This is a genomic window from Pseudomonas sp. B14(2017) (assembly GCF_002113255.1).
Lineage (GTDB): Bacteria > Pseudomonadota > Gammaproteobacteria > Pseudomonadales > Pseudomonadaceae > Aquipseudomonas > Aquipseudomonas putida_Z.
This window is the reverse complement of record NZ_NEJY01000001.1, coordinates 44,857-69,894: the sequence shown is the minus strand read 5'-3', so window position 1 is coordinate 69,894 and position 25,038 is coordinate 44,857. Positions and strand designations below refer to the sequence as shown.

Genomic DNA, 25,038 nt, shown 5'->3' with positions numbered 1-25,038 from the left:
AAGACCATGCGTGTGCTGATCATCGAAGACGAAGAAAAAACCGCCGACTACCTGCATCGCGGCCTCAGCGAGCAGGGGTTTACCGTCGACCTGGCGCGGGACGGCATCGATGGCCTGCACCTGGCCCTGGAAGGCGACTACGCGGTGATCGTGCTGGATGTGATGCTGCCTGGCCTGGACGGGTATGGCGTGCTGCGCGCCCTGCGCGCGCGCAAGCAGACACCGGTCATCATGCTGACCGCCCGTGAACGGGTCGAAGACCGTATCCATGGCCTGCGCGAGGGTGCCGACGACTATCTGGGCAAGCCGTTTTCCTTCCTCGAACTGGTCGCCCGCCTGCAAGCCCTGACCCGCCGTAGCAGCAACCATGAACCGCTGCAGGTGCAGGTGGGTGACCTGTGGATCGACCTGATGGCGCGCAAGGCCACGCGCGCCGGCCAACGCCTGGAGCTGACGGCCAAGGAGTTCTCGCTGCTCAGCGTGCTGGCCCGCCGACAAGGTGAAATCCTGTCGAAGACGGCGATTGCCGAGCTGGTCTGGGACATCAATTTCGACAGCGACGCCAACGTCGTCGAAGTGGCGATCAAGCGCCTGCGCGCCAAGCTCGACGGGCCTTTCGACAACAAGTTGCTGCACACCATCCGAGGCATGGGCTATGTCCTGGAAAACCGTGCGGGGTAATTCCATCGCACTGCGCCTGTCGGCGCTGTTCATCCTGGTGGCGCTGGGCGTGTTCCTGCTGATCGGTTCGGCGCTGTACCGCCAGGTCGACCGCAGCCTCGACCTGCTGCCGCAGGCCGAGCTGGATGCGCGTTTCAGCGTGCTCGAGTCCACCCTCAACCGCTTCGGCACACCGGAGCACTGGGTCAAGATCAACAACAAGCTCAACCTGCTCAGTGAAGAGGACAAGCGCATTCGCTTCTGGGTGGTCAGCAGCAACCCGGCCTACGAATACGGCCACCCCAGCGAGCTGGTCCGCGCCTTCGCCGAAGGCGCGCAGGGCATGCGCGACCTGCGCCTGCCCGACCGGCCCTACCCTTACAAGGTGCTGGTCAGCGAACTGCCGGCCCTGGGCGAGCGGCCGCCGCTGCGCTTTCTGATCGGCATCGACACCGAAACATTCTGGCAGGCGCAGCACAGCCTGCTGGTGGCGATTGTCGGGCTGGCGGTGCTCGGCGTGCTGCTGGCCTCGCTACTGGGCTACTGGGTGGCGCGTATCGGCCTGCGCCCGCTGCTGGCATTGTCCGTTGAGGCCCAGGCCCTGGCCCCTCCGCGCCTGGACGGGCGCCTGCAGACCCACGCCCTGGCCCCGGAGCTGGCGCAGTTCGCCGGCGCCTTCAATGCGGCGCTCGACCGGGTAAGCCAGGCCTACTCGCGGCTGGAGGCGTTCAATGCCGACGTCGCCCACGAACTGCGCTCGCCGCTGACCAACCTGATCGGCCAGACCCAGGTGGCGCTGACCCGCGGGCGCAGCGCCGAGCATTACTTCGAAGTGCTGCAATCGAACCTTGAGGAGCTGGAGCGCTTGCGCAGCATCATCAACGACATGCTGTTCCTGGCCAGTGCCGACCAGGGCAGCAAGGCCACGGCCCTGACCCAGGCCTCGCTGGCCGAGGAAGTGGCGACCACCCTCGATTACCTGGACTACATTCTCGAAGACGCACAGGTCAGCGTGAGCGTGAGCGGCGATGCCCGGGCGCCCATCGAAAAGGCCCAGCTGCGCCGGGCGCTGATCAACCTGCTGAACAACGCCGTGCAGCACACCGCACCCCACCAGGTGATCAAGGTGCAGATAGATGCCGGGCCGCAGCAGGTCAGCATCGCCGTGAGCAACCCGGGGCCGGCGATCGACGATGAGCACCTGCCGTTGCTGTTCGAACGCTTCTACCGGGTGGATGCGGCACGTAGCAACAGTGGTGGGGGTAACCATGGGTTGGGGTTGGCGATCGTCAAGGCGATTGCGCTTATGCATGGTGGGGAGGTGTTCGTGCGTAGTGCCGCTGGGGCCAATACCTTTGGGATCAGGCTGCCGGCCCATATCTGACCATCCAACGCCGTCCTTGTGGGAACAATTGCCTTGCTCAGAGTCTGAAAACAGCCGCAATCTTTGTGGGAGCGGGCAAGCCCGCGAACACGGGCGAAGCCCGTGCCATCCACCGCGGTGCCTGCTTCGCGGGCTCGCCCGCTCCCACAATGAACGCGTAGCGCGTCTAGCATGGGGGTTTGCGGCGAAAGTCCAATTGCTTTTCCTGCGATAGTTACCTTTTGCGCAACAGTGCTTATCGCACTTCGCTCTGTTTCAAGTGCATTGAAAGGACTAACTTTACCCCCGTCCTCATTAGCACTTGCACCGCAAGAAGGTAGTTTCAAATGTCCAACAGTATGGGTATTGCCAGCGTCTTCGTCCTGTCTTCCCTGTTGTTGTCGCCCCTGGCCATGGCCGAAGAATCCAATGCTTTCGTCACCCGTAATGCTGAGTTCGCCGCGGTCCACCAAGAGGCCCGCGAAGCCGTAGCCGCACAGCAGGCAGACGCCGCCAAAGACGCAAACCAGACAGCTTCCAAGGTTTCTGTCGATGCCAATGCCGACAGCTGATCAAGCGCTGTTGCTGCTCCCGTTTTCCCTTGGCTACGCCATGGGCACCACCGGTGCCGATATGTTAGCCTTTTAAAGCCGCTGCCGATCAGCGGCTTTTTTTATGTGCTTCAACTATCAGCCAAGCTGTAACGTCCACCAATAAAAAAGACGCACATTCGAAAATAAAAACTGCCCCACCGCCAGACCCAAGGAGCTAGTACCGGTGCCTTCCGCGTTTCGTTTTACCCCGCTGTTCATTGCGTTGACTGCAACGATCCCTTTCGCCGCCCAGGCAGATGAAGACAAGGCTGATGGCTTCATCGAAGGCTCGTCCTTCAACCTGCATTTCCGTAATGCCTACTTCAACCGCGACAACCACAACGCCGGCGTGCGCGACACCCGCGAGTGGGGCCAGGGCGCGGTTGCACGCTTCGAATCGGGCTACACCCCAGGTGTGGTCGGCTTCGGCCTGGACGCCCACGCCATGCTGGGCCTGAAACTCGACGGTGGCGGCGGCCATGCTGGCACCAGCATCCTGCCGACCCACCAAAAAAACGAGGACGAACTGGGTGCTGCCCCGCACTCGTTCTCCACCGCCGGTGCCGCAGTCAAGCTCAAGGCGTTCGACACCGAGCTGAAAGCCGGTGACCTGTTCCTCACCAACCCGGTGATCGCCGGCGGCGAAACCCGCATGCTGCCGCAGACCTTCCGTGGTGTGAGCCTGACCAACACCAGCATCGACGGCCTGCTGCTCGAAGGCGGCCAGGTGAGCTTCACCAAGCCGTACAACCAGAGCGGCCACCGCCGCATCGACACCTACTACGGTTCGCTGGGCGAGCACGACAAGAGCAAGCACCTGAACTGGGCCGGCGCGTCGTGGAGCGGTACCCCGAACATCACCGCCAACCTGTATGCGGCCGAGCTGAAGGACATCTGGAACCAGTACTACGCCGATTTCGACTACACCTACGTGGTCAACGACCTCGTCAGCCTGAACCCGGGCGTGCACTTCTATCACACCCAGGACACCGGCCAGGCCCTGCTGGGCAAGATCGACAACAACACCTATAGCGTGCATTTCACCGTCAACGCCGGGTTCCACAGCGTCACCGCCGCCTACCAGCGGGTCAACGGCAACACGCCGTTCGACTACATCAACCTGGGCGACAGCATCTACCTGGACAACTCGCGCATGTACTCGGACTTCAACGCACCGAACGAGCGCTCGTGGAAGCTGCAGTACAACTATGACTTCGCTGGTGTGGGCATCCCTGGCCTGACCACGGTGCTGTCGTACTCGCGCGGTGAAGCCGACCTGACCAAGGCCGTCCAGGACACCACCCACTACGACTACTACCGTGCCGATGGCAAGAACGCCATGCACTGGGAGCGCGACCTGGACGTGAAGTATGTGTTCCAGGAGGGTGACCTGAAGGACCTGTCGGTGCTGGTGCGCTACGCCACCCACCGTGGCAGCCAGGGTTATGCGTCGATCGACAGCAACAGCGACAACGATGAACTGCGGGTGATCGTGGATTACCCGTTGAACGTGTTCTGATCCAGGCTTGGATGCGAGGGCTTCGCCCTCGTTTCGCCGGCAAGCCAGCTCCCACCTTGACCGCATTGACCTAAAGCCTTGTGCGGTACTTGTGGGAGCCGGCGATGGGCTGCGCAGCAGCCTCGGCGTGATTCCGTCGGACAAATCTTGTCCGACAATCCCCGCTTCCCTAGAATGTCGCCGCCGCGAATGGCCCTGCCCACGCAGTAGCGAGCATGACCACCCGATTACCGCGTTTCGCACACTACAGGTCGCACCCCGAGCTGATCCTCAATCTGGGCAGTTGCCTTGCCGTGCTCGCCATCGTGGCCATCGTCAGCTACCTGCTGGCGCGCGAGCGCGACAATGTCGAGCTGTCGGCAATTCGCTCGTCCAACAATATCGTCCAGTTGATCGAAAGCGACATCCTGCGCAACGTCGAACTCTACGACCAGTCGCTGCAGGGCCTGATCTGGGCGGTCGGGCGCAAGGAGCTGCCGGAAATCCCCGGCCCGGTGCGCCAACGCCTGCTATTCAATGAAGCCTTCGTCGACCGCAAGCGCGGTGACGTACTGTGGCTGGACAAGCAAGGCAACGTGGTGGGCGATTCCACCAGCAGCGTGCCACGCAAGGCCAACTTCGGCGACACCGGGGTATTCCAGGCGCACCTGCACAACCCCAACCTCGGCCTGCTGGTGGGCCCGCCATTCAAGGCCAAGCTGGGCGACCTGGACTGGTGCATCAGTTTCAGCCGGCGTATCTCCGACGCCAATGGCGAGTTCACCGGCCTGGCAGCGGGTGCACTGCGCCTGTCGTACTTCAGTGAGCTGTTCCAGCGCCTGGACATTGGTGATGACAGCAGCATCAACCTGCTCAACACCGACGGCCAACTGCTGGCTCGCCAGCCCAGCCGCACGCAAGACCCAGGGATCGGCAGCAACTATGCCGAGCGGCCCAATTTCAAACGCATTCTCAGCGAGCAGAGCGGCAGCTTCACCGCCCGCTCCAGCCGCAACGGCAAACCACGCATGTACACCTTCGCCCGGGTCGCGCAGCTGCCGCTGATCGTACTGGTGGTGCATTCGGCCGAAGACGTGTTCGAGTCCTGGCGCCGTACTGCGATCCTGGTCAGCGTGGCCACCGGGGTGCTCTGTGTGGGTATCCTCTCGCTGACCCTGCTGCTGGGCCGCGAACTGCGCCGCCGCCAAGAGGCCGAACAGGGCCTGGCGACCCTGGCTGCCACCGACAGCCTGACCGGCCTGGCCAACCGCCGCCGCCTGGACCAGGTACTGCGCCAGGAGTGGGCCCGCGCCCAGCGCAACCGCAAGCCGTTGGCGGTGCTGATGGTGGACGTCGACCATTTCAAGGCGTTCAACCAGCGCCACGGCCATGCCGGTGGCGACCATGCCTTGCGCGAAGTGGCCAGGACCATCGAGGAATGCATCCGCCGCCCGGCCGATCTGGCAGCGCGTTACGGTGGGGAGGAATTTCAGGTGGTGCTGCCGGAAACCGACCTGGCCGGTGCGCAGCTGCTGGCCGAGCGCATCCGCGCCAGTGTCGAGGCGCTGGCGCCGTTTGCCGATGATGCCCACTCGGTCACGGTGAGCATCGGCATCGGCCTGTCAGGCACCCAGCACGATCTGGCGAGGGTGCTGGGTGCTGCGGACGAAGCGCTCTACCGGGCCAAGGCCAAAGGCCGCAACCGGGTAGAGGGGCCTGCCGACTAGGCGCGGGCGCGGGCGGCGTTGCGCAGGGCCCTGACCTGGTCATGGTTGCGCTGTACACCTTGCAGCTGTTTTTCCACCAGGGTGTAGGTCTGGTCGCTGGCGGTGCGGCCCAGCTTCACCAGTTTCTCGCGGGCTTCCTTGTAGGCCTTGAGGGCATGGTCCTCGCCCCGCTCCACCTCGTTCAGCACCGCTTCCTCATCCTTGCCGGTGACCATCGCCTTGAGGTTGACCCAACCCCGGTGCAGGTCACCGCTGATGCTGGTGGAGGTTTCCGGGTCGCCACCCAGGCGACGCACCTCGCTCTGCAGTTCGCCGGCTGCATTGGCACACTCACCGGCACGTTGGACGAAGAACGCTTTCAGTTCGGGGTTCTTCACATCATCGGCCGAGGCCTTGAAGCCTTTCTCGCCATCCTTGCTGTACTCGATCAGGTCGTTCAGCACGTCGATCACGTCTTTGTTGGGATTGCTCATGGCACAAACTCCTTGGCAGGTGATAGTCATCTGTAATGGAGCAGCGTTCGTGCCAAGCCTTTAATCTCAATAAAATCCTTCCAAATCAATTAGATACAAATATCAGAGCACAACCTGAAAACGGCGTTCTGCATGATTGCCGCTTGGGCCTTCGTGCAGATTGCAGTATGGTCGGCGCTTTTCAACAGCCAGGTGCGCCGATGATGAAGCCGGAAACCCTCGAACTGCTGGTGACCCGCACCATGCCGTTTGGCAAGTACCAGGGGCGAATCATTGCCGACCTGCCGGGGGATTATCTGGCCTGGTTTGCGCGCAAGGGTTTCCCGGCGGGGGAATTGGGTGGGTTGCTGGCGCTGATGCACGAGATCGATCACAACGGGCTGGGTGATCTGCTTGTGCCGTTGCGGCAGAAGCATCGGCGGTGACCTGTACTGGCCCTATCGCAGGCAAGCCAGCTCCCACAGGATCGCGCTGGCCTCTGGAGCTGCGCTGTACCTGTGGGAGCTGGCTTGCCGGCGATAAGGCCAGTGGAGCCGCCCCAGATCTTTAGCCTTTTACAGGCTCTACCGCCAACTCCACCCGCTCGCTCTTCTTGATCACCGCATACACCACCGCCGTCAGCAGGCTACCCGCCACGATCGCCAACAAGTACAGCAGCGCATGGTTGATCGCATTGGGGATCAGCAGCACGAACAGGCCGCCATGCGGCGCCATCAGCTTGCAGCCGAAGTACATCGACAATGCCCCGGTCAATGCCCCGCCGGCCACGCTGGCCGGGACCACCCGCAGCGGGTCCTTGGCGGCAAACGGAATCGCCCCTTCGGAGATGAAGCACAGCCCCAGCGCCAGGGCCGCCTTGCCCGCTTCACGCTCGCTCTGGGCAAACTTGCGTCGGGCTAGGAAGGTGGCGATACCCAGGCCAATCGGCGGCACCATGCCGGCGGCCATGGTCGCGGCCATCGGCGCATAGCTCGACGAGGCCAACAGCCCCACCGAGAAGGCATAGGCGGCCTTGTTGATCGGCCCGCCCAGGTCGACACACATCATGCCGCCCAACAACAGGCCCAAGAGGATGGCATTGGTGGTACCCATGCTGTCGAGAAAATGCGTGAGCCCTTCCAGCATCGCCGCCACCGGCTGGCCGACCACGTAGATCATCACCAGGCCGGTGAACAGGCTGGCCAGCAGCGGAATGATCAGGATCGGCTTAAGTGCCTCCAGGCTGCTGGGCAGGCGCGCCCAGCGGGCAATGGCCTTGGCGCTGTAGCCGGCGAGGAAGCCGGCGACGATACCACCGATGAAACCGGCGCCCAGGGTGCTGGCCAGCAGGCCGCCGATCATGCCGGGCGCCAGCCCCGGGCGGTCAGCGATGGACCAGGCGATATAGCCCGCCAGCAGCGGCACCATCAGCTTGAATGCAGCCTCGCCGCCGATCTGCATCAACGCCGCCGGCAAGGTGCCCGGTTCTTTATAGGCCTCGATACCGAACACGAACGACAAGGCAATCAGCAAGCCGCCAGCCACCACCATCGGCAGCATGAACGACACGCCGGTGAGCAGGTGCTTGTATACCCCGGTCTTCTCGCCCTTCGCTGGCGTGCTCGCCGCTGCAGCATCGCTGCTGTTTTCCACCTTGGCTTCGGCCAAGGCCTTGTCCAGGGTGGCACGGGCCTGCTTGAGGGCGATACCGGTGCCACAACGGTAGATGCGCTTGCCGGCGAAACGCGCGGTGGGCACTTCGATGTCGGCGGCCAGCAGCACAACATCGGCTGCGGCGATGGCTTCGGCGGACAAGGGGTTGCGCGCACCGACCGAACCCTGGGTCTCGACGGTGAGCTGGTAGCCCAGTTGCTGCGCGGCCTGCTGCAAGGCTTCTGCGGCCATGAATGTATGCGCGACGCCAGTCGGGCAAGCCGTGACGGCGACGATGCGTGCGCCTGCGTTGCCAGCTTCGGCCGCAAGGCCGGGCACAGCGGCCAGCAGCCGGGCATTGGCCGCCGCCTCATCGAGGAAGCCTTCGCGGTCGGCCAAAGCCTGGGACGGCGTGCTCTGGTACACGCGCTTGCCGACGAAACGCGCCAGGTCCACCGGGCCGGTGCTGACCACCAGCACCCAGTCGGCCTCGGCGATCTGCGCGGCGCTCAGTTGCCGCTCAGGGTGGCCGGCATCCTGCACTTCGACGCTGGTGCTCCAGCCGCGCCGCTGGGCAGCGGCGGACAGCAAGCGCGCGCTCAGCACGCTCGACACCTGGCCGTTGGGGCAGGCAGTGACAATGGCAATGTTCATCGGCAACCCTCTTGTTGTTCTGTCAGTTGCACGGCGGCTTCCAGACGCGCCAGTTGCTCGCGGTCACGGATGCCGAAACCAACCTGGGTAACAGCCTGTGCTGCGATCGCGGTGGCACGGGTCAAGGTCTGCGCCGGAGCTTCGCCCTGCAGCAGGCCGTGGACCATGCCGGCCACCAGCGAATCACCTGCGCCCACCGTGCTGGCGACCTGCACCTTGGGCGGGCAAGCATGTACGGCATGGTCATGGGTAAACCAGCTGACGCCCTGCTCGCCCGCCGACACCACCACGTGTTCGACGCCACTGGCCAGCAGGCGCTCGGCAGCAGCGCGCTGCTGCGCCGGGTTATCCACAGCCAGGCCAAGCACCTCGCCCAGCTCTTCGGTATTTGGCTTGACCAGCCAGGGCGAGCTCTGCAGGCCGGCACGCAGGGCTTCGCCGCTGCTGTCCAGGGCCACCTTGAGGCCTTGCGCCTTGAGCTGTTCGAGCAACTGTCGGAACCAGTCGGCACTGATCCCACGTGGCAGGCTACCAGCCACCACCACCGCGTCGTGGCCCGGGGCAATCTGCGTCAGGCGGCGCAGCAATGCACTGCGTGCCGCTTCGTCGACTTCCGGGCCTTGGCCGTTGATGTCGGTGACACGGCCATCAGACTCGACCAGCTTGATGTTGCTGCGGGTTTCGCCCGGTACGCGGACAAAGCAATCGACGAAGCCGCGCCAGTCGATCAGCGCCTCGAAGGGCTGCAGGTTGTCACGCCCGAGGAAGCCGCCAACAGTGACGCTGTGCCCCAGGTCGGCCAGTACCTGGGCAACGTTCAGCCCCTTGCCCGCAGCGTGGCTGTGCTGCTCCTGGCTGCGGTTGACCTGCCCCGGGCGCAGGGTATCCAGGCCGATGGTGATATCCAGCGCCGGGTTCAGGGTGAGGGTGAGGATCTTGGCCATTCAGTAACGCTCCACCAGCGCGCGAACCGCTGCGGCGCTGTCCTGTTGCAGGGCCTCGCGCGCCAGGGCGCGGGCCGTCTGGTGATCGGCCTGGCGGACCAGGGCCTTGACTTCGGCAATGCTGCGCGCGGCGACGCTGAGTTCGTCCACGTCCAGGCCCAGCAGCACGGCCACCGCCTGCGGGTCGGCCGCCAGCTCGCCGCACACGCCCACCCACTTGCCACGGGCATGGGCGGCGCGCACGGTCATGTCGATCAGGCTGAGCACCGCCGGGTGCAGGCCGTCGGCCTGGGCCGAGAGGCTGGGGTGACCACGGTCGATGGCCAGGGTGTACTGGGTCAGGTCGTTGGTGCCGATGCTGAAGAAGTCCACTTCGCGCGCCAGCTGTGGTGCCAGCAGCGCTGCCGAGGGCACTTCGACCATGATGCCCAGCTGCAGGTCGGCTACCGGGATCTCGGCGCGCAGGCGCTCGACCATGGCACGCGCCTCGCGCCATTCATGCACCTGCCCGACCATCGGGAACATGATGCGCAGCGGGCGCTGATCGGCCGCGCGCAGCAAGGCGCGCAGCTGGTCCTCCATCACCTGCGGGCGCTGCAGGGTCAGGCGTACGCCGCGCACACCGAGGAACGGGTTTTCCTCGGCAGCGATCGGCCAGTACGGCAGCGGTTTGTCACCGCCGACATCCAGGGTGCGCACCACCAGCGGGCGCCCGCCGAGGCCATCGAGCACGCGGCGGTACTCGGCTTCCTGGGTCGCTACGTCCGGGGCCTGGGTGTGGGCCATGAAAATCAGCTCGGTGCGCAGCAGGCCCACGCCTTCGGCGCCCTGCTCCACTACCTTGGCAATGCCGTTGCTCTCGCCGATGTTGGCAAACACCTCGACCGCGTGACCATCACGCGTGACCGCCGGCTCGAAGCGCTTGGCCCAGGCGGCCTGCAAGCGCTGCTCGCGCAGGTCGCGTTCGGCCAGGGCCCGTTGCAGTTCATCCGCCGGCGGCGCCACGCTGACCACGCCACGCTGGCCATCGAGCAGCAATGGCGTGCCACTGTCCAACAGCAGTATCGACGCCCCCGCGCCCACTACCGCCGGAATGCCCAGGGCACGGGCGACGATGGCGCTGTGGGCGGTGGCGCCACCCTGGGCGGTGACGATACCGGCGACGCGGCTCGGGTCCAGCCGGGCGACATCGGACGGGCCGACTTCGGTCATCACCAGCACGTAGGGTTGCTCGGGTTCAGCCTGGGCCTGAACGCCACACAACTGCGCCAGCACGCGGCGGCCAATGTCACGCAGGTCGGCAGCGCGTTCGGCGAGCAAGGCATCGTGCAGCGACTCCTGCTGGCGCGCCGCCGCCTCGATCACTGCCATCCAGGCTGCCGCGGCGCTTTCGCCCTGGCCCAGGCGCTGCTCCACATCATCGGTCAGGGCCGGGTCGGCGAGCATCTCCTGATGGGTGACGAAGATTTCGCCAATGGCCTTGTCGCTGCGCTGGACCAAGGCCTGCAGCTCGCCATTGACAGTCGCAACGGCTTCACGCAGCTTCTGCCGCTCCAGGGCGCAGGACTCGCCGCGCAGGGGGTAGTCGAACTCACGCTCGACACACACATGCGCCGGGCCACTGGCAATGCCGGGCGCAGCACCCACGCCGTGGATGCGGCTACCAGCTGCGGGCGCTTGCAGCACTTCAGCCGCTGCGCCGGCTGCAGTCGCCGCGCTCTGTGGCAGTGGCTCCACCTCTTCGCCCAGGCCTTGCTCGATGGCGGCCAGCAGCACCGGCAAGGCATCGGCGGCGATGGCTGGCTCAGCCACCAGTTCCAGCGCCTGGCCACGTCGGGCGCCGAGGCTGAGCAGCTTGCTCAGGCTCTTCACCGACACCGCTGGCTGTGCACTGTCGACCAGGCGTACACGGATTTCCCCCTCGAAACCTTTGGCCAGTTGCGCCAATACCTTTGCCGGGCGGGCGTGCAAACCGTGCGGGTTGGCCAGCACGACCCGCGCGCTGGGCCAGTCCGCCGGCGCCTCACCGCCCAGCACTTCCAGCACCGCGCGGCTGCTGGTGGCCTGGTAGAGCATCTGCCCGCGGCCTTCGATCAGCACTTCGCACAGGCGTTCGAGCAAGGCCTGGTGGGCAGCACCGAGGCTGGCCAGGCAGAACAGGCCGTTGAGCGGCTGGTCGCGGTAACGCAGCGGCTGCTGCGGGGTGATGAAGGCCAGGCCCGGCTGGCGCACCTGGCGCTCGCTGTGCAGCCACCACAGGCCCTCGCCCAGCGGTAGCGGCTCGGCCTGCTGCAGCACGGCGGCAAAACCGCTGTCGACGCAGTCGGCGCGCTGCAACAGGCGGGCACCGCGCCAGGCCAACTCATCGAAGTCCTCGGCAGCCAGGTTCAGGCCGACCAGTTGTGCATCCAGCGCCAGTTCCTGCGGCGCGCCCTGCAACAGTTTCAGCAACGCCTCGGCGGAACCGGCGCGGCGCAATGCTTCGGCCAGGTCGGTCTCGCCCAGGGCGCGGGTCAGCAGTTGCAGCAGGCGCAGGTGCTCGTCGGAACGGGCGGCGATGCCGATGGCAAGGTAGACCATCTGGCCATCGCCCCAGTCCACGCCCTCGGGAAACTGCAACAGGCGTACGCCGGTGGCGTACACCAGGTCACGGGTCTGCGGCGTGCCATGGGGGATGGCAATGCCCTGCCCAAGGAAGGTGGAGCCTTGTGCCTCTCGGGCCTGCAGCCCTTGCAGGTATCCCTCGGCGACCAGGCCATCGGCGACCAGCCGGTCGGCCAGCAGGCGCAATGCCTCGGCCTTGTCGGCGGCCTTCTGGCCCATGGCTATCTGCTCCTTGGCGAGCTCGAGCATGACCTTCTCCTTTTGCAGTTCCCGGTCGGGTACTGGAGTATTGTTGTGAAATTCACTTGAACGGCCAGTTCAACAGCCTTGCACGGATGGCAGCCGAGGCAGAAAATTCGGCAGCTGAAACGATTAATCTGACCAGACGGCCACGTTACTCGATAATCTGCCGAGGAAAAAGCCCCATCCTGTCGGACAATTGCGACAATGGTCGTCTGCGCGTGGCGCCCTCGCCGGGTCAAACTACCCGGTCAGGGCTCACAGCCAGCCCCGGTAATAACAAGGAAAATTCGGTGAAACTCAGCGATATCGCCCGTCTGGCCGGTGTGTCCGTGACCACTGCCAGCTACGTCATCAATGGCAAGGCCGAACAGCAGCGCATCAGCAACAGCACTGTCGAGCGGGTACGCGCGGTGGTCGAGGCCCACGGCTTCACCCCCAACCCGCAGGCCGCTGGCCTGCGCAGCCGGCATACCCGCACCCTGGGCTTCATTCTCCCGGATCTGGAGAACCCCAGCTACGCCCGCATCGCCAAGCAGCTCGAACAAGGTGCCCGCGCCCGCGGCTACCAGTTGCTGATCGCCAGCAGCGACGACCAGCCCGACAGCGAGCGCCAGTTGCAGCAGCTGTTCCGCGCCCGCCGTTGCGATGCACTGTTCGTCGCCAGCTGCCTGCCGCCAGAGGACGACAGCTACCGCGAACTGCAGGACAAAGGCCTGCCAGTGATCGCCATCGACCGCCGCCTGGACCCTGCGCACTTCTGCTCGGTGATCAGCGACGACCGCGACGCCAGCCGGCAACTGGCCGCCAGCCTGCTGAGCGCAGCCCCGCGCAGCATCGCACTGATCGGCGCACGCCCCGAGCTGTCGGTCAGCCAGGCACGTGCCGGCGGCTTCGACGAAGCCCTGCAAGGCTATGCCGGCGAAGTTCGCCGCTATCAGGGCGAAGCGTTCAGCCGTGAGTGCGGCCAACGCCTGATGCAGCAGTTGATCGACGACCTTGGCGGCCTGCCGGATGCCCTGGTGACTACCTCCTACGTGCTGCTGCAAGGGGTGTTCGACACCCTGCAGGCGCGCCCTGCCGACTCGCGCCAGCTGCAGCTGGGTACCTTTGGCGACAACCAGTTGCTCGACTTCCTGCCGCTGCCAGTCAATGCCATGGCCCAGCAGCATGGCCTGATTGCCGCCACCGCCCTGGAACTGGCACTGGCTGCGATCGAGGACAAACGCTACGAACCTGGCGTGCATGCTGTCGGTCGAACGTTCAAGCAACGCATTACAGCGGCCTGAACATGCGCCTGATCGACACCCACACCCACCTGGACTTCCCCGACTTCGACGCCGACCGCCCGCGCCTGCTGGCCAACGCGGCGTCGCGCGGGGTGGAGCGGATGGTGGTGTTGGGGGTGTACCAGGCGAATTTCCAGCGGGTGTGGGACCTGGCCTGTGCCGACCAGCGCCTGTTCGCCGCGCTCGGCCTGCACCCGATCTACCTTGACCAGCATCGCCCGGAGCACCTGACGCAGCTGCGCGAGTGGCTGGAGCGCCTGCACGGCGACCCACGGCTATGTGCCGTGGGCGAGTTTGGCCTGGACTATTACCTCGAAGACCTGGACAAGGCCCGCCAGCAGGAGCTGTTCGAAGCGCAACTGCAGATGGCCTGCGACTTCGAACTGCCCGCCCTGCTGCACGTGCGCCGCAGCCATGCCCAGGTGATCGCCACGCTCAAGCGCTACAAGCCAGCGCGGGCGGGGGTGATACACGCGTTTGCCGGCAGTTACGAAGAGGCCCGCGAGTACATCAAGCTGGGCTTCCGGCTTGGGCTTGGCGGTGCGGGTACCTGGCCGCAGGCCCTACGGCTGCGCAAGACCCTGGCGCGGTTGCCGCTGGACAGCGTGGTGCTGGAGACCGATGCGCCGGACATGGCGCCGGTCATGTTCCCCGGGGTGAGGAACAGCCCGGAGCACCTGCCGGAGATCGCCGAGGCGCTGGCACAGGTGATGGGTGTGGAAGTCGCGGAGCTGGCTGAAGCCAGCACCCGCAATGCTTGCGAGTTGTTTGGCTGGTAGCTGAAGTGCTGGCACCTGCATGGGCCTCTTCGCGGGCTTGCCCGCTCCCACAGGGACCGCGCAAATCGTAGACCGGCGCAGTACCTGTGGGAGCGGGCAAGCCCGCGAAGAAGCCAGCGAGCCAGTTCAGACAAGCACCGTCCACAGCGCAAACCCGGCATACCACAGCACCGCACAGCGCAGCAGCAGCTCCCACAGGCTGTCCAGCCGCCCCAGCCCGCGCTGGCTGTCTTCTTCCTCGGGAATGTCATCAGCAATGCGCCCGACCCGGGCCACCAGGTGTGCGGCGCTGATATGCCAGTTGAGCACCTCGTGCAGCATCACTCGCGTGACCGCGAGGAAGTTGCCGACCAGGGCAAAACTCAAGGCCAGCACCCGTACCGGCAGCCAGTCCATGATATGCCTGAGCTGCTCGGCACGAGCCTTCAACGTCGGTTGCTTGCTGTGTTCGCCACACAGCGCCAGCAGGCGGTAGGCCAGCGCGGCACCCGGGCCCAGCACGAAGTACCAGAAGATCACCGCGAAAAAGCCCTGGTACACCTGCCACAGCAGGTTGCCCTGCACCCGCACCAACAGGCTGTGCGGTTCGTCGGCCGCCAGCCCCAGGTCGCGCTCGGCCACATGCAAAGCGGCCTGGTCATCACCGCGCCGCCAGGCATCGCGGAACGGCCCCAACGATGCCTTGGCATCGCCGCGGCCCAGGCTGTAGATCAGCACCAGCAGGTGCACCGGCAATGCCAGCAAGCCATACGCCACCGGGTCCAGCACATGCAGCAGCAACACCAGCAGCGCTACCGGTGCCAGTACCAGGATGGCCAGCGTCCACCACGGGTGCACCTTGCCGCTGCGCTCCAGGCGCACCAGTTCGCCAAGGAAGAACCCATCGCGCTGCACCTGATGGCGCAGGGCCGAGAACTTCTCGACCCACAGCGCCAGCAACAACACCAGAAAACTCATGCCTTGTCCTCGTTTTGCTGCAGCGCCTGTCGGTAGCGCGGCCAGTCGAAGGCCGGGCCGGGGTCGGTCTTGCGCTGCGGGGCAATGTCGCTGTGGCCCTGGATGCGGCTCAGGTCGATGGCCGGCCAGGCATCGCGGATGTGCCGGGTAAGTTGCTCCAGCACCGTGTACTGGGCATCGGTATAAGGCAGATCGTCGGTGCCTTCCAGTTCGATGCCGATGGAGAAATCGTTACAGCCTTCACGCCCGTCGAAGCACGACACACCGGCGTGCCAGGCGCGGTCGAGCAACGACACGAACTGGGTCACCGCACCGTCACGCTCGACGAACAGGTGCGCCGACACGGTCAGGTGGTTGATGCTGGCGAAGTACGGGTGTTCGTCGGGGTCCAGGCGGTTCTGGAAGAATTGCTGGACCTTGCCGGTACCGAAGCAGGCAGGCGGCAGGCTGATGTTGTGGATCACCAGCAGGGAAATCGATTCGCCTTCGGGGCGGGTATTGAAGTTCGGCGAGGGGCAGTGGGTGATTCCGATTCCGTGGAACCAGCCAGTGGCACGGTCCAATTGCATGGGGCAGATCCTGAAAACGCCGTGAACAGGTCAACAGTATGCCCTGCGACCAACGGCGTTTGCATGTGAATCATTGTAATGCTGTGGGAGCGGGCGTGCTCGCGAACACCGGCGCAGCCGGTGCCATCCACCGCGGCGCTTGTTTCGCGGGCACGCCCGCTCCCACAGAGGTCGTGCCAGCTTGCAGATATTGCGCAAGCCAGTTGTGCCTACCGCCGCAGCCTGTCGAGCACCGCCTCCAGCGCCCGCTCGAACAACAGCCCGTCATCCAGCACTCGCACGTCGCCTCGGTGCAGTGCCTGGGCCAGGCTGGCACCATTCCATTCGCGCACTTTCATGCCGGTGCGGTTGGCGAACACCAGCCGGTCGCTGCTGTCGATGCGTGCCACCAGTTTGCAACGCAACGGTTCGTCCTCGTCCAGCACCTCGACCCAGGTACCGATACGCAGGCGCTGCACCTGGCGCAGCGCCACAGCCTGCCCGTCGGCAAACTGCAACGGAGCACAAGCGGGTTCTTCAGCAATCGCCAGGACGATGTCCTCGTCCACCAGCACCTCGCTCAGGGGTTGGCCCTCACCACCGGACTGCATCGCGGTACCTGCGCAAGCACGCAGGTGCAAGTGCTCCAGTTGCAGGAAGAATTCGCGGGTCGCTGCCGAATCCAGGGCCACGCTGGACAGGCCATCGCGCAGTGCCTTGAGCAGGCCCGGTACCTGCTGCAGCAAGGCATGTGGCTCATGCGGCGGGGTGATGCTGGCCAGCAGCGTGTCCATCGTCTGCAAGGCGTCTCGCCAGGCCTGGGATGCCTCGCCCTGCTTGAGCCAGGCCAGCAGCAGTACCTGGCTCCAGGCCTGCACCAACATCTGTACCACCACCTGCGGCAATAACCGGCCACGTAGCCGCTGGTTGAGTGCATGCTGCACCTGCTGCCTGGCCTGCAGGGCTCGTGCACGCCCTTCTTCGGCGTCGCGGGTACGTTGTTCAAGCAGCTCGTTGCGCCGCCGCTCGTCCTGGTTGAAAGCGAGGAAGTCTTCGAGCAGTTCGGCGAACAGGCTGGCATCTTCGGCAAAATCATTGAGCAGGCGCTGGACGATACGCTCCACCCGCAGGTGCAGGCTGTCGCGCATGCCGTCGCTGCCGCATTCCCAACCGATTGCCGCGCCAGCGATCTCGTTGAGCAGCCGGCGGGCCGGATGGCTGGCCCGACTGAACAGCCCCTTGTCCAGCAGGGCTACCTTCAGCAGCGGAATATGCAGGCGCCCGATCAGCGCACGCAGGCTGGCCGGCAGGTTGTCGTCGTTCTGGATGAAGGCGAACAGCAGCCCAACCAGGTTGATCATGTCCTCGTCGGCCACGTCGATGCGCCGGCGTGTGCCGCTGCGCACGCTGACCCGCAGCAGCAGTTGTTCAAGCTGTTGGCCAAGCTCGAAATCATCGGCCTCGTGGGTAGCGGGCACGTAGTGCTGCAAATGCGAAAGCAGGCGCAGCAGGTCGGCGGTGCTGATTGGCTGGGCGGCGGCCACCGCCTGCAAACGAGGCGCGAACTGCCCGCGCGCCGGGGCCAGCAGTGTTTGCAACGAGGCAAAGAACGCCTGCCCTGCCGCGTCCGCGCCCACCTCGTGCCCCAGGTTCGCCGGCCCGCGTCGTGCGTTCATGCGCCGGTCTTCGGCGCGCCGGCGCGGTGCCGTTGGCAACTCGGGCAACACACCGGCAGCGGCCAGCAACTGGTTGGCTTCGCCATAGATCACATCGGCATCGCGCAACACATAGCGCTCGAACAGTTTCAGCAGGACCAGCTTGACCCGCAGGCAAACCCCCAGGTTGCGGCCAGCGTCGAGGAAGTAGCCGCACAGCGCTGCGGGCCCCAGCGGGTTGTGCTGCTCGTGCAGGGGGCGGTCGAGCAGTACCTGCAAGCGCAGGCCCAGTTGCTGCAGGGCAATGCCGTCGCGTGACAGCACCCGCGCGACCATGCCTTCGATCGCGGCGGCCCGCTCCACCTGGGCCTTGCTGCGCAGGTTGCCCGGCTCGACCAGGTGCGCCAGCAGGTCGACCTGGCCGATACGGGCAAAGGCATCATAGAACGTGTCGAGAAAACCGCGCTCGATGCTCTTGCGCTTCAGGCGCAGGTCGCGCATGGCCTCGAAGTACAGGTTCTGGTCACTGCGGTCGAAGGCCTTGTCGGCCATCTCGAAGAGGGTGTCGTCGGCGTTGTCGAACAAGTCCTGCAGGCCCTGACGCAACTGCAAGGCGGCCTTGTCCCGCACCTGCAGGAGCAACACCGGAAGGCAAGGCAGAGGCGCACGCCCGCCTCGATCGATGGCTGCCGCCAAGGGCACCACCTTGCCTTCTTTTTGCATCCTGTACTCCTTGCAGGGTGTCTCGCCCGAAGGGGCTGAAGATCGTCAAAGTCATGACGCCAAATACTGGTCACCATTATCGGTAAAAACCCGCACAGCTGCCAGCGCCGTTTCACTGGCTGGCTAATGACCCTGATTTACCCCGCTTGCTCACACCGGCCGACCAAAGGTCATCGCCAAGGCGACTGTACACACCGGCCCCCTGCCCTATAATCGCCGGCATCTAGCTTGTGGAGCCGACCATGCCGAACCTACGCCTTGCCGACCTGACCGCTGAAATCGAAGCCAATGTGCGCCGTGCGCTGTTGGAGGACATCGGCAGTGGCGATATCACCGCGCAGCTGATCCCGGCGGAGCGCCTGGCCAAGGCGACCATCATTACCCGCGAAGACTGCGTGATCGCCGGCACCGCCTGGGTCGATGCCGTGTTCCGCCAACTCGACCCACGCGTGGCCGTCCACTGGCAGGTGGCCGATGGCGAGCGCGCCACGGCCAACCAGCCACTGTTCCATCTGGAGGGCCCCGCGCGTTCGCTGCTCAGCGGTGAGCGCAGTGCACTGAACTTCCTGCAGATGCTGTCGGGGGTTGCCACCCGTGCGCGCTTCCTGGCCGACCTGGTGGAAGGCACCCAGGTGCGCCTGCTGGACACCCGCAAGACCCTGCCGGGCCTGCGCCTGGCGCAAAAGTATGCAGTGACTTGCGGCGGTTGCGACAACCACCGCATCGGCCTGTACGACGCCTTCCTGATCAAGGAAAACCACATCGCCGCCAGCGGCGGCGTGGCCGAGGCCGTGGCGGCGGCGCACCGCATTGCGCCGGGCAAGCCGGTGGAAATCGAAGTGGAAAGCCTGGACGAACTGCGCCAGGCACTGGCCGCAGGTGCCGACATCATCATGCTCGACGAGCTGAACCTGGAGGAGATGCGCGAAGCAGTGCGCATTACCGCGGGCAAGGCCAAGCTGGAAGCCAGTGGCGGGGTCAACGAGACGACCTTGCGGGTGATTGCCGAGACTGGGGTGGACTACATCTCGATTGGTGCCATGACCAAGGATGTGAAAGCGGTGGACCTGTCGATGCGGTTGAGCCTGTGAGCTGATCGCAGGCATGAAAAAACCGGCCTCACGGCCGGTTTTTTCTTTGGGGGCGCTTTGCGCCCCTTTCGCGACACAAGGCCGCTCCTACAGAGATCGCATATCCCTGTAGGAGCGGCCTTGTGTCGCGATGGGCTGCGCAGCAGCCCCGGCGATTCAGAATCAGAACGAAGCGTTGGCCAGCCCGTCCAGGTAACGCTCGACATCCAGCGCCGCCATGCAGCCCGCACCGGCCGAGGTAATGGCCTGGCGGTAAACGTGGTCAGCCACGTCACCGGCGGCGAACACGCCCTCGACGTTGGTGGCGGTGGCATTGCCTTCACGGCCACCGTTGACCACCAGGTAGCCGTCCTTGAGGGTCAGCTGGCCTTCGAACAGCGAGGTGTTCGGGGTGTGGCCAATGGCGATGAACACGCCGTCGACCTTGATTTCGTCGCTGCTGCCGTCGTTGTTCTTCAGGCGCGCACCGGTCACGCCCATGTTGTCACCCAGCACTTCGTCCAGGGTGGCGTTGAGCTTGAGCTCGATCTTGCCTTCGGCCACACGGGCGTGCAGCTTGTCGACCAGGATCTTCTCGGCGCGGAAGGTATCGCGACGGTGTACCAGGGTCACCTTGCTGGCGATGTTCGCCAGGTACAGTGCCTCTTCCACGGCAGTGTTGCCGCCGCCCACCACGGCTACCGGCTTGTTGCGGTAGAAGAAGCCGTCGCAGGTGGCGCAGGCCGAAACACCCTTGCCCATGAAGGTTTCTTCCGACGGCAGGCCCAGGTAGCGGGCGCTGGCGCCAGTGGCGATGATCAGCGCGTCGCAGGTGTACTTGCCGCTGTCACCCTGCAGGGTGAAGGGCTTGTTGGCCAGGTCGACGGCGTTGATATGGTCGAAGACAATTTCGGTTTCGAAACGCTCGGCGTGCTCCTGCATGCGCTGCATCAGGGCCGGACCGGTCAGACCATGGGGGTCGCCCGGCCAGTTGTCGACTTCGGTGGTGGTGGTCAGCTGGCCGCCGGCCTGCATGCCGGTGATCAGCAGCGGCTTGAGGTTGGCACGGGCGGCATACACCGCGGCGCTGTAACCGGCAGGGCCGGAACCGAGAATGATGACGCGCGAATGACGTACTTCAGACATGTCGAACTCCTGTCGAGCGGGCCGCAGGGCCGGCATCGGTGTACCGGCTGCGCCAGCAGGAAAATTAAAAAGGACCCACGCAGCACTTGGGGAAGGCTACAACGCGCAGGCCCAGAAAGCGGAAAGTTGAGCGCACTGTAGCGAGGTCGCAAAGATTAAGGAAATATCCTTCGACAATCCACCTCATAGGCATCGTCTATTCAGCGATTTCATCGATAGCCAAGCCCTGCTGCTTTTGTTACAGCCCGTTTCCCGCCCGCTGCCCGCCTTTCGTCGGCGCGGCAAACTCGGTAAGGTCAGCGCGTTTCCTTCTCTGCGGAGTCTCTCGATGCAAGCCCCTGTCCTCTCTGGCCCCCAGTACCTGCGCGAAGGCCTGAAACTGGTGCTGAGCCCCAACCTGCGGTTGTTCGTGCTGCTGCCGCTGGCGGTTAACCTGCTGCTGTTCGGCGGCCTGATCTACTTCGCCGGGCATCAATTCGACCTTTGGCTTGATGCCCTGATGCCGACGCTGCCGGATTGGTTGAGCTTCCTCAGCTACATTCTCTGGCCGCTGTTCGTTGCCTTGTTGGTGCTGATGGTGTTCTTCACCTTCACCTTGGTAGCCAACATCATTGCCGCGCCTTTCAATGGTTTCCTGGCAGAAAAGGTCGAGGTGGTGGTGCGTGGGCAGGACAACTTCCCGGCGTTCAGCTGGGGCGAACTGGTGGCCATGGTGCCACGGACCTTCGGCCGTGAAATGCGCAAGCTGGGCTACTTCCTGCCACGGGCAATCGGCCTGTTCATCCTGTCGCTGATCCCGGTGGTCAACGTGGTGGCGGCGCCGCTTTGGCTGATCTTCGGGGTGTGGATGATGGCTATCCAGTACATCGACTACCCGGCGGACAACAACAAGATGAGCTGGCAGGACATGCTCGCCTGGCTGCGCCAGAAACGCTGGCAGAGCCTGGGCTTTGGCGGCATTACCTACCTGGCGTTGATGATCCCGCTGGTGAACGTGCTGATGATGCCGGCGGCGGTGGCCGGGGCCACGTTGTTCTGGGTGCGGGAACGGAACTGATCCTGTGGGAGCGGGCGTGCCCGCGAACACGGGCGAAGCCCGTGCCATCCACCGCGGCGCCTGTTTCGCGGGCGTGCCCGCTCCCACAGGAAACGCGCAGGCATTGAAAACTGGGTGACGCTCTTACTGCCCCAACCGGCTGGAAAACTGCCCCACCACATCCACCACCCGCTTGGCCCCGTCCTGGATCTCGACAATCACGCTCCCTGTCTCGTCCGCCAGTGCCAGCCCCTGCTCGGCCTGGCGCTTGCTGGTGTCGATGATCGCCACTGCCGCCTGGGCCAGTTGCTCGTTCTGCTGCACCACCCGGGCGATTTCCTCGGTGGCGGTGCTGGTGCGCGAGGCCAGCTGGCGCACTTCATCCGCAACCACGGCAAACCCCCGCCCCTGCTCGCCGGCGCGGGCCGCTTCGATGGCCGCGTTCAGCGCCAGCAGGTTGGTCTGCCCGGCAATGTCGCTGATGGTCTTGATGATCGAGCCAATCACCCGCGACTGGGTATCCAGCGCCTGGATGCCCTCTGCCGCCTCTTGCATCGACGCTTCCAGCCCGCGCATCACGCTGACGCTCTGCGTGACCACATCGGTGGCCTTGCGGGCGCTGGCATCGGTACCCAGCGAGGTGTTGTAGGCAACATCCGCCGCCTCGGCCACCGCCTGCTCCTGGTTGACCTGCTCGGTGATGACGGTGGCGAACTTGACCACCTTGTACAGCACATCATGGGCATCGAAGATGGGGTTGTACGAAGCCTCCAGCCAGACCACCCGGCCATGGGCATCGATACGTTTGAAGCGGTCGGCAACGTACTCGCCACGGCGCAGCTTGTCCCAGAACGCCTGATAGCCGGCCGAGTTGGCCTCCTCCGGCTCGCAGAACATGCGGTGATGCTTGCCACGGATCTGCTCCAGGCGGTAACCGACGGTGGCCAGGAAGCGTTCGTTGGCGGTAAGCACGGTGCCATCGAGATCGAACTCGATCACGGCGGTGGAACGCATCAGCGCCTTGATCAGGCTTTCGTGCTCGCGGGAGGTCTCGATGGTGCGGGTAAGGTCGCTGGAGTGCAGCGTGAAATACTTGATGCGCCCCTCGCTGTTCTTGACCGGCTGCAGGATCGACCGTAACCAGGCCTCCTGGCCATTGCCGCGCAGCAGGCGGAATGCACCGTTCAGGTGTTCACCGCGGCTGATCGCGCCTTTCATGCGCTGGTAGAAATCCAGCGTCTTCACATGGGCGGGGACGATGTCCTCGATGTTGCGCCCAAGCAATTGTTCGGCACGGTAGAGCATCTCGCTCTCGAAGTTGCCGTTGACCATCTCGATCCGCCCCTGGGGGTCGAGTTGCAGTACCAGCATCTCGCTGTCGAGGCTACTCTTGACCTGTTCGATGGACATCAGGTCTTCGCGCAATTGCCGGATTTCTTGCTTGAGCTTGTTGTTGAACATCACCGCTCTCCTGGAGCGCATCGTCGAATGCATCTTCATCGGCTGCCGGTGCCCCCTCTTGAGCATCCTTGCAAGGAAAAATTCACAAGGCGAAAAGCGTCGCCGATCAGGCGTCATCTGTACGTCACATGGCAGTCACATTGGCGCAATCCAGCAGGCGGACACTTTTTGTCATGAATACACCCGCCCTACGCATTACCCTGGTCAGCGAAACCTTCCCACCCGAGATCAACGGCGTGGCCAATACCCTTGGCCGGCTCAGCGAAGGGTTGCGCCAACGCGGCCATGAGATCGAAGTGGTGCGCCCGCGCCAGGCCGGTGAAGCCCCCCTGCACAACGACCCGAACCTGATGCTGTGCCGTGGCTGGCCCCTGCCTGGTTACCCGGGCTTGCAATGGGGCGAAGTGTCGATGCACAAGCTGTTGCGCCGCTGGCGCCGGCAGCGCCCGGATGTGCTGTACATCGCCACCGAGGGGCCGCTTGGGCTCAGCGCACTGCGCGCGGCCCGGCGCCTGGGGGTAGCGGTGGTCAGCGGCTTCCACACCAACTTCCCGCAGTATTCCGGCCAGTACGGGTTGGGCCTGCTGACGCGCCTGCTCACCAACTACCTGCGCTGGTTCCATCGGCGCACGGCGACCACCCTGGTACCCAGCCTCAGTCAGCGCCTGGAGCTAGAACGCCGCGGTTTCGAACGCCTGGAGCTACTGGCCCGGGGGGTCGATGCCTGCCTGTTCAACCCGGCCCGGCGCAGCCCCGTGTTACGGGAACGCTGGGGGCTCGGCCCGGACGACATCGCCGTGCTGCACGTCGGGCGGCTGGCGGCAGAAAAGAACCTGGGTTTGCTGCGGCCAAGCCTGGAGGCCCTGCAGAAAACTTATCCACACAAACGCCTGCGCCTGATCATGGTGGGTGACGGCCCGCAGCGTGCCGCCCTCGAACAGCAGGTACCGGATGCCGTGTTCTGCGGCGCCCAGCGAGGCGAGCTACTGGCCGAACACTATGCCAGCGGTGACCTGTTCCTGTTTCCGAGCCTGACCGAAACCTTTGGCAATGTGGTGCTCGAAGCCATGGCCTCGGGGTTGGCGGTGGTCGCCTATGACGAGGCGGCCGCCGCGCAGCATATTCGCCATGGCCATAGCGGTGCGCTGGCCATGCCGGGGGACCAGGCGGCTTTCATCGATGCAGCCTGCTGGTTGCTGGAGGAAGAAGAGACGTTACGGCGGGTGCGCCTGAATGCGCGAAAGCATGCCAGCCGCCAGGGCTGGCCGGCGATTGTCGAGCAGTTCGAGGGGTATCTGCATGCAGCCCGGAACCAGGCTGCGACTTCACCAGCTTCGAGGCTGGGTGCTACGCGATCTGTGTAGGAGCGGCCTTGTGTCGCGATCGGGCTGCAGAGCAGCCCCTCGATAGTTGCGACAATGCTGATATCCGGGGGCCGCTATGCGGCCCGATCGCGACACAAGGCCGCTCCTACAGAGAAACCGCGCTAGGCGCTTCAGGCCAAGGCTTTCTCGATAGCCTGTACCACCGCCGGATCATCCGGTGCCGTGCGCGGCGAAAAACGCGCCAGTACCCGCCCGTCCTTGCCCACCAGAAACTTCTCGAAGTTCCAGGTAATGTCCCCCGGGAACTCCGCCCCCTCACCCGCCAGCAGGCGGTACAGCGAGTGGCGCTGCGGCCCGTTGACCTCCAGCTTGCCACCCAGCGGGAAGCTCACCCCGTAGTTGAGGCTGCAAAACTCCTGGATTTCCTTTTCGCTGCCAGGCTCCTGGCCGGCAAACTGGTTGCACGGCAGGCCAAGCACGTTGAAGCCCTTGTCCTTGTAAACCTGGTAGAGGTTCTCCAGGGCCTTGTATTGCGGCGTGAGACCACACTTGGAGGCAACGTTGACCACCAGCACCACTTGGCCCTTGAACGGTGCGAGGGGCAGCTCCCCGCCGTTCAACGCGTCCAGTTTCAGGTCGTGAAATGCACTCATGATGAATC

General features: G+C 64.7%; 20 protein-coding genes and 2 pseudogenes. 11 read left to right on the top strand and 11 right to left on the bottom strand.

The genetic code is table 11. The annotated features are described in order from the left end of the window. Positions 1-6: 6 nt before the first annotated feature. The 5 genes from CAG34_RS00335 to CAG34_RS00315 all read left to right on the top strand — a co-directional run bounded on the left by CAG34_RS00335 (position 7) and on the right by CAG34_RS00315 (position 5,841). Positions 7-681 (top strand): heavy metal response regulator transcription factor, encoded by a 675-nt coding sequence (locus CAG34_RS00335; protein WP_025337735.1) that lies wholly within the window; start codon positions 7-9, stop codon positions 679-681. Further along, positions 656-2,044: a heavy metal sensor histidine kinase gene (locus CAG34_RS00330; RefSeq protein ID WP_085587400.1), complete on the top strand. Its 1,389-nt coding sequence runs from the start codon at positions 656-658 to the stop codon at positions 2,042-2,044. Before CAG34_RS00335 ends, CAG34_RS00330 begins: the two co-directional genes overlap by 26 nt. Before the next feature lie 326 nt (positions 2,045-2,370). Continuing rightward, a complete protein-coding gene (locus CAG34_RS00325; RefSeq protein ID WP_085587397.1) occupies positions 2,371-2,595 on the top strand; it encodes a hypothetical protein in 225 nt (74 codons plus the stop codon). Positions 2,596-2,800: 205 nt separating this feature from the next. Continuing rightward, entirely contained in the window at positions 2,801-4,135 is a 1,335-nt protein-coding gene (locus tag CAG34_RS00320) for an OprD family porin (RefSeq protein ID WP_085587395.1), read from the top strand. Between the two features lie 215 nt (positions 4,136-4,350). Next, complete coding sequence (locus CAG34_RS00315; RefSeq protein WP_085587393.1) at positions 4,351-5,841, top strand: GGDEF domain-containing protein; 1,491 nt, start codon at positions 4,351-4,353, stop codon at positions 5,839-5,841. On the opposite strand, the gene CAG34_RS00310 is transcribed toward CAG34_RS00315, so the two are convergent. Next, a complete protein-coding gene (locus CAG34_RS00310; RefSeq protein WP_025337730.1) occupies positions 5,838-6,314 on the bottom strand; it encodes a PA2169 family four-helix-bundle protein in 477 nt (158 codons plus the stop codon). The two genes, CAG34_RS00315 and CAG34_RS00310, sit on opposite strands and share 4 nt — an antisense overlap. Before the next feature lie 203 nt (positions 6,315-6,517). Between CAG34_RS00310 and CAG34_RS00305 the strand changes: the two genes are divergently transcribed. Further along, positions 6,518-6,739: a DUF3820 family protein gene (locus CAG34_RS00305; RefSeq protein ID WP_016713256.1), complete on the top strand. Its 222-nt coding sequence runs from the start codon at positions 6,518-6,520 to the stop codon at positions 6,737-6,739. Positions 6,740-6,860: 121 nt separating this feature from the next. On the opposite strand, the gene CAG34_RS00300 is transcribed toward CAG34_RS00305, so the two are convergent. From CAG34_RS00300 to ptsP, 3 genes are read right to left on the bottom strand one after another with little or no spacing between them, the layout of a single operon-like run. Further along, positions 6,861-8,600, bottom strand: coding sequence for a PTS fructose-like transporter subunit IIB (locus CAG34_RS00300; protein ID WP_085587391.1), 1,740 nt, complete (start codon positions 8,598-8,600; stop codon positions 6,861-6,863). Next, on the bottom strand, positions 8,597-9,544 hold the full coding sequence (gene pfkB, locus CAG34_RS00295; protein WP_085587389.1) for a 1-phosphofructokinase: 948 nt from the start codon (positions 9,542-9,544) through the stop codon (positions 8,597-8,599). The genes CAG34_RS00300 and pfkB overlap by 4 nt, the downstream gene beginning before the upstream one ends. Continuing rightward, positions 9,545-12,397, bottom strand: coding sequence for a phosphoenolpyruvate--protein phosphotransferase (gene ptsP, locus CAG34_RS00290; RefSeq protein WP_085587387.1), 2,853 nt, complete (start codon positions 12,395-12,397; stop codon positions 9,545-9,547). Between the two features lie 284 nt (positions 12,398-12,681). Between ptsP and cra the strand changes: the two genes are divergently transcribed. Together cra and CAG34_RS00280 are read left to right on the top strand one after the other, a co-directional pair. Further along, positions 12,682-13,677 (top strand): catabolite repressor/activator, encoded by a 996-nt coding sequence (gene cra, locus CAG34_RS00285; RefSeq protein ID WP_025337726.1) that lies wholly within the window; start codon positions 12,682-12,684, stop codon positions 13,675-13,677. Between the two features lie 2 nt (positions 13,678-13,679). Next, positions 13,680-14,456: a TatD family hydrolase gene (locus CAG34_RS00280; RefSeq protein WP_085587385.1), complete on the top strand. Its 777-nt coding sequence runs from the start codon at positions 13,680-13,682 to the stop codon at positions 14,454-14,456. A 126-nt stretch (positions 14,457-14,582) separates the two neighbouring features. Here CAG34_RS00280 and ampE read toward each other — a convergent pair whose 3' ends face one another. The 3 genes from ampE to CAG34_RS00265 form a co-directional block, all read right to left on the bottom strand. Then, positions 14,583-15,413 carry a regulatory signaling modulator protein AmpE gene (ampE, locus tag CAG34_RS00275; RefSeq protein WP_025337724.1) on the bottom strand — a complete coding sequence of 277 codons (831 nt, stop codon included), beginning with the start codon at positions 15,411-15,413 and terminating at the stop codon, positions 14,583-14,585. Continuing rightward, on the bottom strand, positions 15,410-15,982 hold the full coding sequence (ampD, locus tag CAG34_RS00270) for a 1,6-anhydro-N-acetylmuramyl-L-alanine amidase AmpD (RefSeq protein WP_085587383.1): 573 nt from the start codon (positions 15,980-15,982) through the stop codon (positions 15,410-15,412). The genes ampE and ampD overlap by 4 nt, the downstream gene beginning before the upstream one ends. Before the next feature lie 209 nt (positions 15,983-16,191). Beyond that, complete coding sequence (locus CAG34_RS00265; RefSeq protein ID WP_085587381.1) at positions 16,192-18,339, bottom strand: DUF1631 domain-containing protein; 2,148 nt, start codon at positions 18,337-18,339, stop codon at positions 16,192-16,194. Positions 18,340-18,581: 242 nt separating this feature from the next. On the opposite strand from CAG34_RS00265, the gene nadC reads away from it, so the two are divergent. Continuing rightward, positions 18,582-19,430, top strand: a complete 849-nt coding sequence (gene nadC, locus CAG34_RS00260; protein WP_025337721.1) for a carboxylating nicotinate-nucleotide diphosphorylase — start codon at positions 18,582-18,584, stop codon at positions 19,428-19,430. 162 nt (positions 19,431-19,592) lie between these two features. Here the strand turns inward: nadC and trxB are convergent, their stop codons facing one another. Continuing rightward, positions 19,593-20,555 (bottom strand): thioredoxin-disulfide reductase, encoded by a 963-nt coding sequence (gene trxB, locus CAG34_RS00255; protein ID WP_025337720.1) that lies wholly within the window; start codon positions 20,553-20,555, stop codon positions 19,593-19,595. 328 nt (positions 20,556-20,883) lie between these two features. Here trxB and cysZ point away from each other — a divergent pair, with 328 nt between their 5' ends. Further along, the gene (gene cysZ, locus CAG34_RS00250; protein ID WP_085587379.1) at positions 20,884-21,612 is read left to right on the top strand and encodes a sulfate transporter CysZ; all 729 of its coding nucleotides are present in this window, start codon (positions 20,884-20,886) and stop codon (positions 21,610-21,612) included. A 123-nt stretch (positions 21,613-21,735) separates the two neighbouring features. Here cysZ and CAG34_RS29345 read toward each other — a convergent pair. Together CAG34_RS29345 and CAG34_RS29340 are read right to left on the bottom strand one after the other, a co-directional pair. Continuing rightward, positions 21,736-22,095: pseudogene (locus CAG34_RS29345) on the bottom strand (methyl-accepting chemotaxis protein); the annotation flags it as partial. Between the two features lie 228 nt (positions 22,096-22,323). After that, positions 22,324-22,923, bottom strand: a pseudogene (locus CAG34_RS29340) (PAS domain-containing protein); the annotation flags it as partial. A 302-nt stretch (positions 22,924-23,225) separates the two neighbouring features. Here CAG34_RS29340 and CAG34_RS00240 point away from each other — a divergent pair. Continuing rightward, positions 23,226-24,416, top strand: coding sequence for a glycosyltransferase family 1 protein (locus CAG34_RS00240; protein ID WP_085587377.1), 1,191 nt, complete (start codon positions 23,226-23,228; stop codon positions 24,414-24,416). A 131-nt stretch (positions 24,417-24,547) separates the two neighbouring features. Here the strand turns inward: CAG34_RS00240 and CAG34_RS00235 are convergent, their stop codons facing one another. Next, positions 24,548-25,030 (bottom strand): glutathione peroxidase, encoded by a 483-nt coding sequence (locus CAG34_RS00235; RefSeq protein ID WP_025337716.1) that lies wholly within the window; start codon positions 25,028-25,030, stop codon positions 24,548-24,550. Positions 25,031-25,038: the final 8 nt, after the last annotated feature.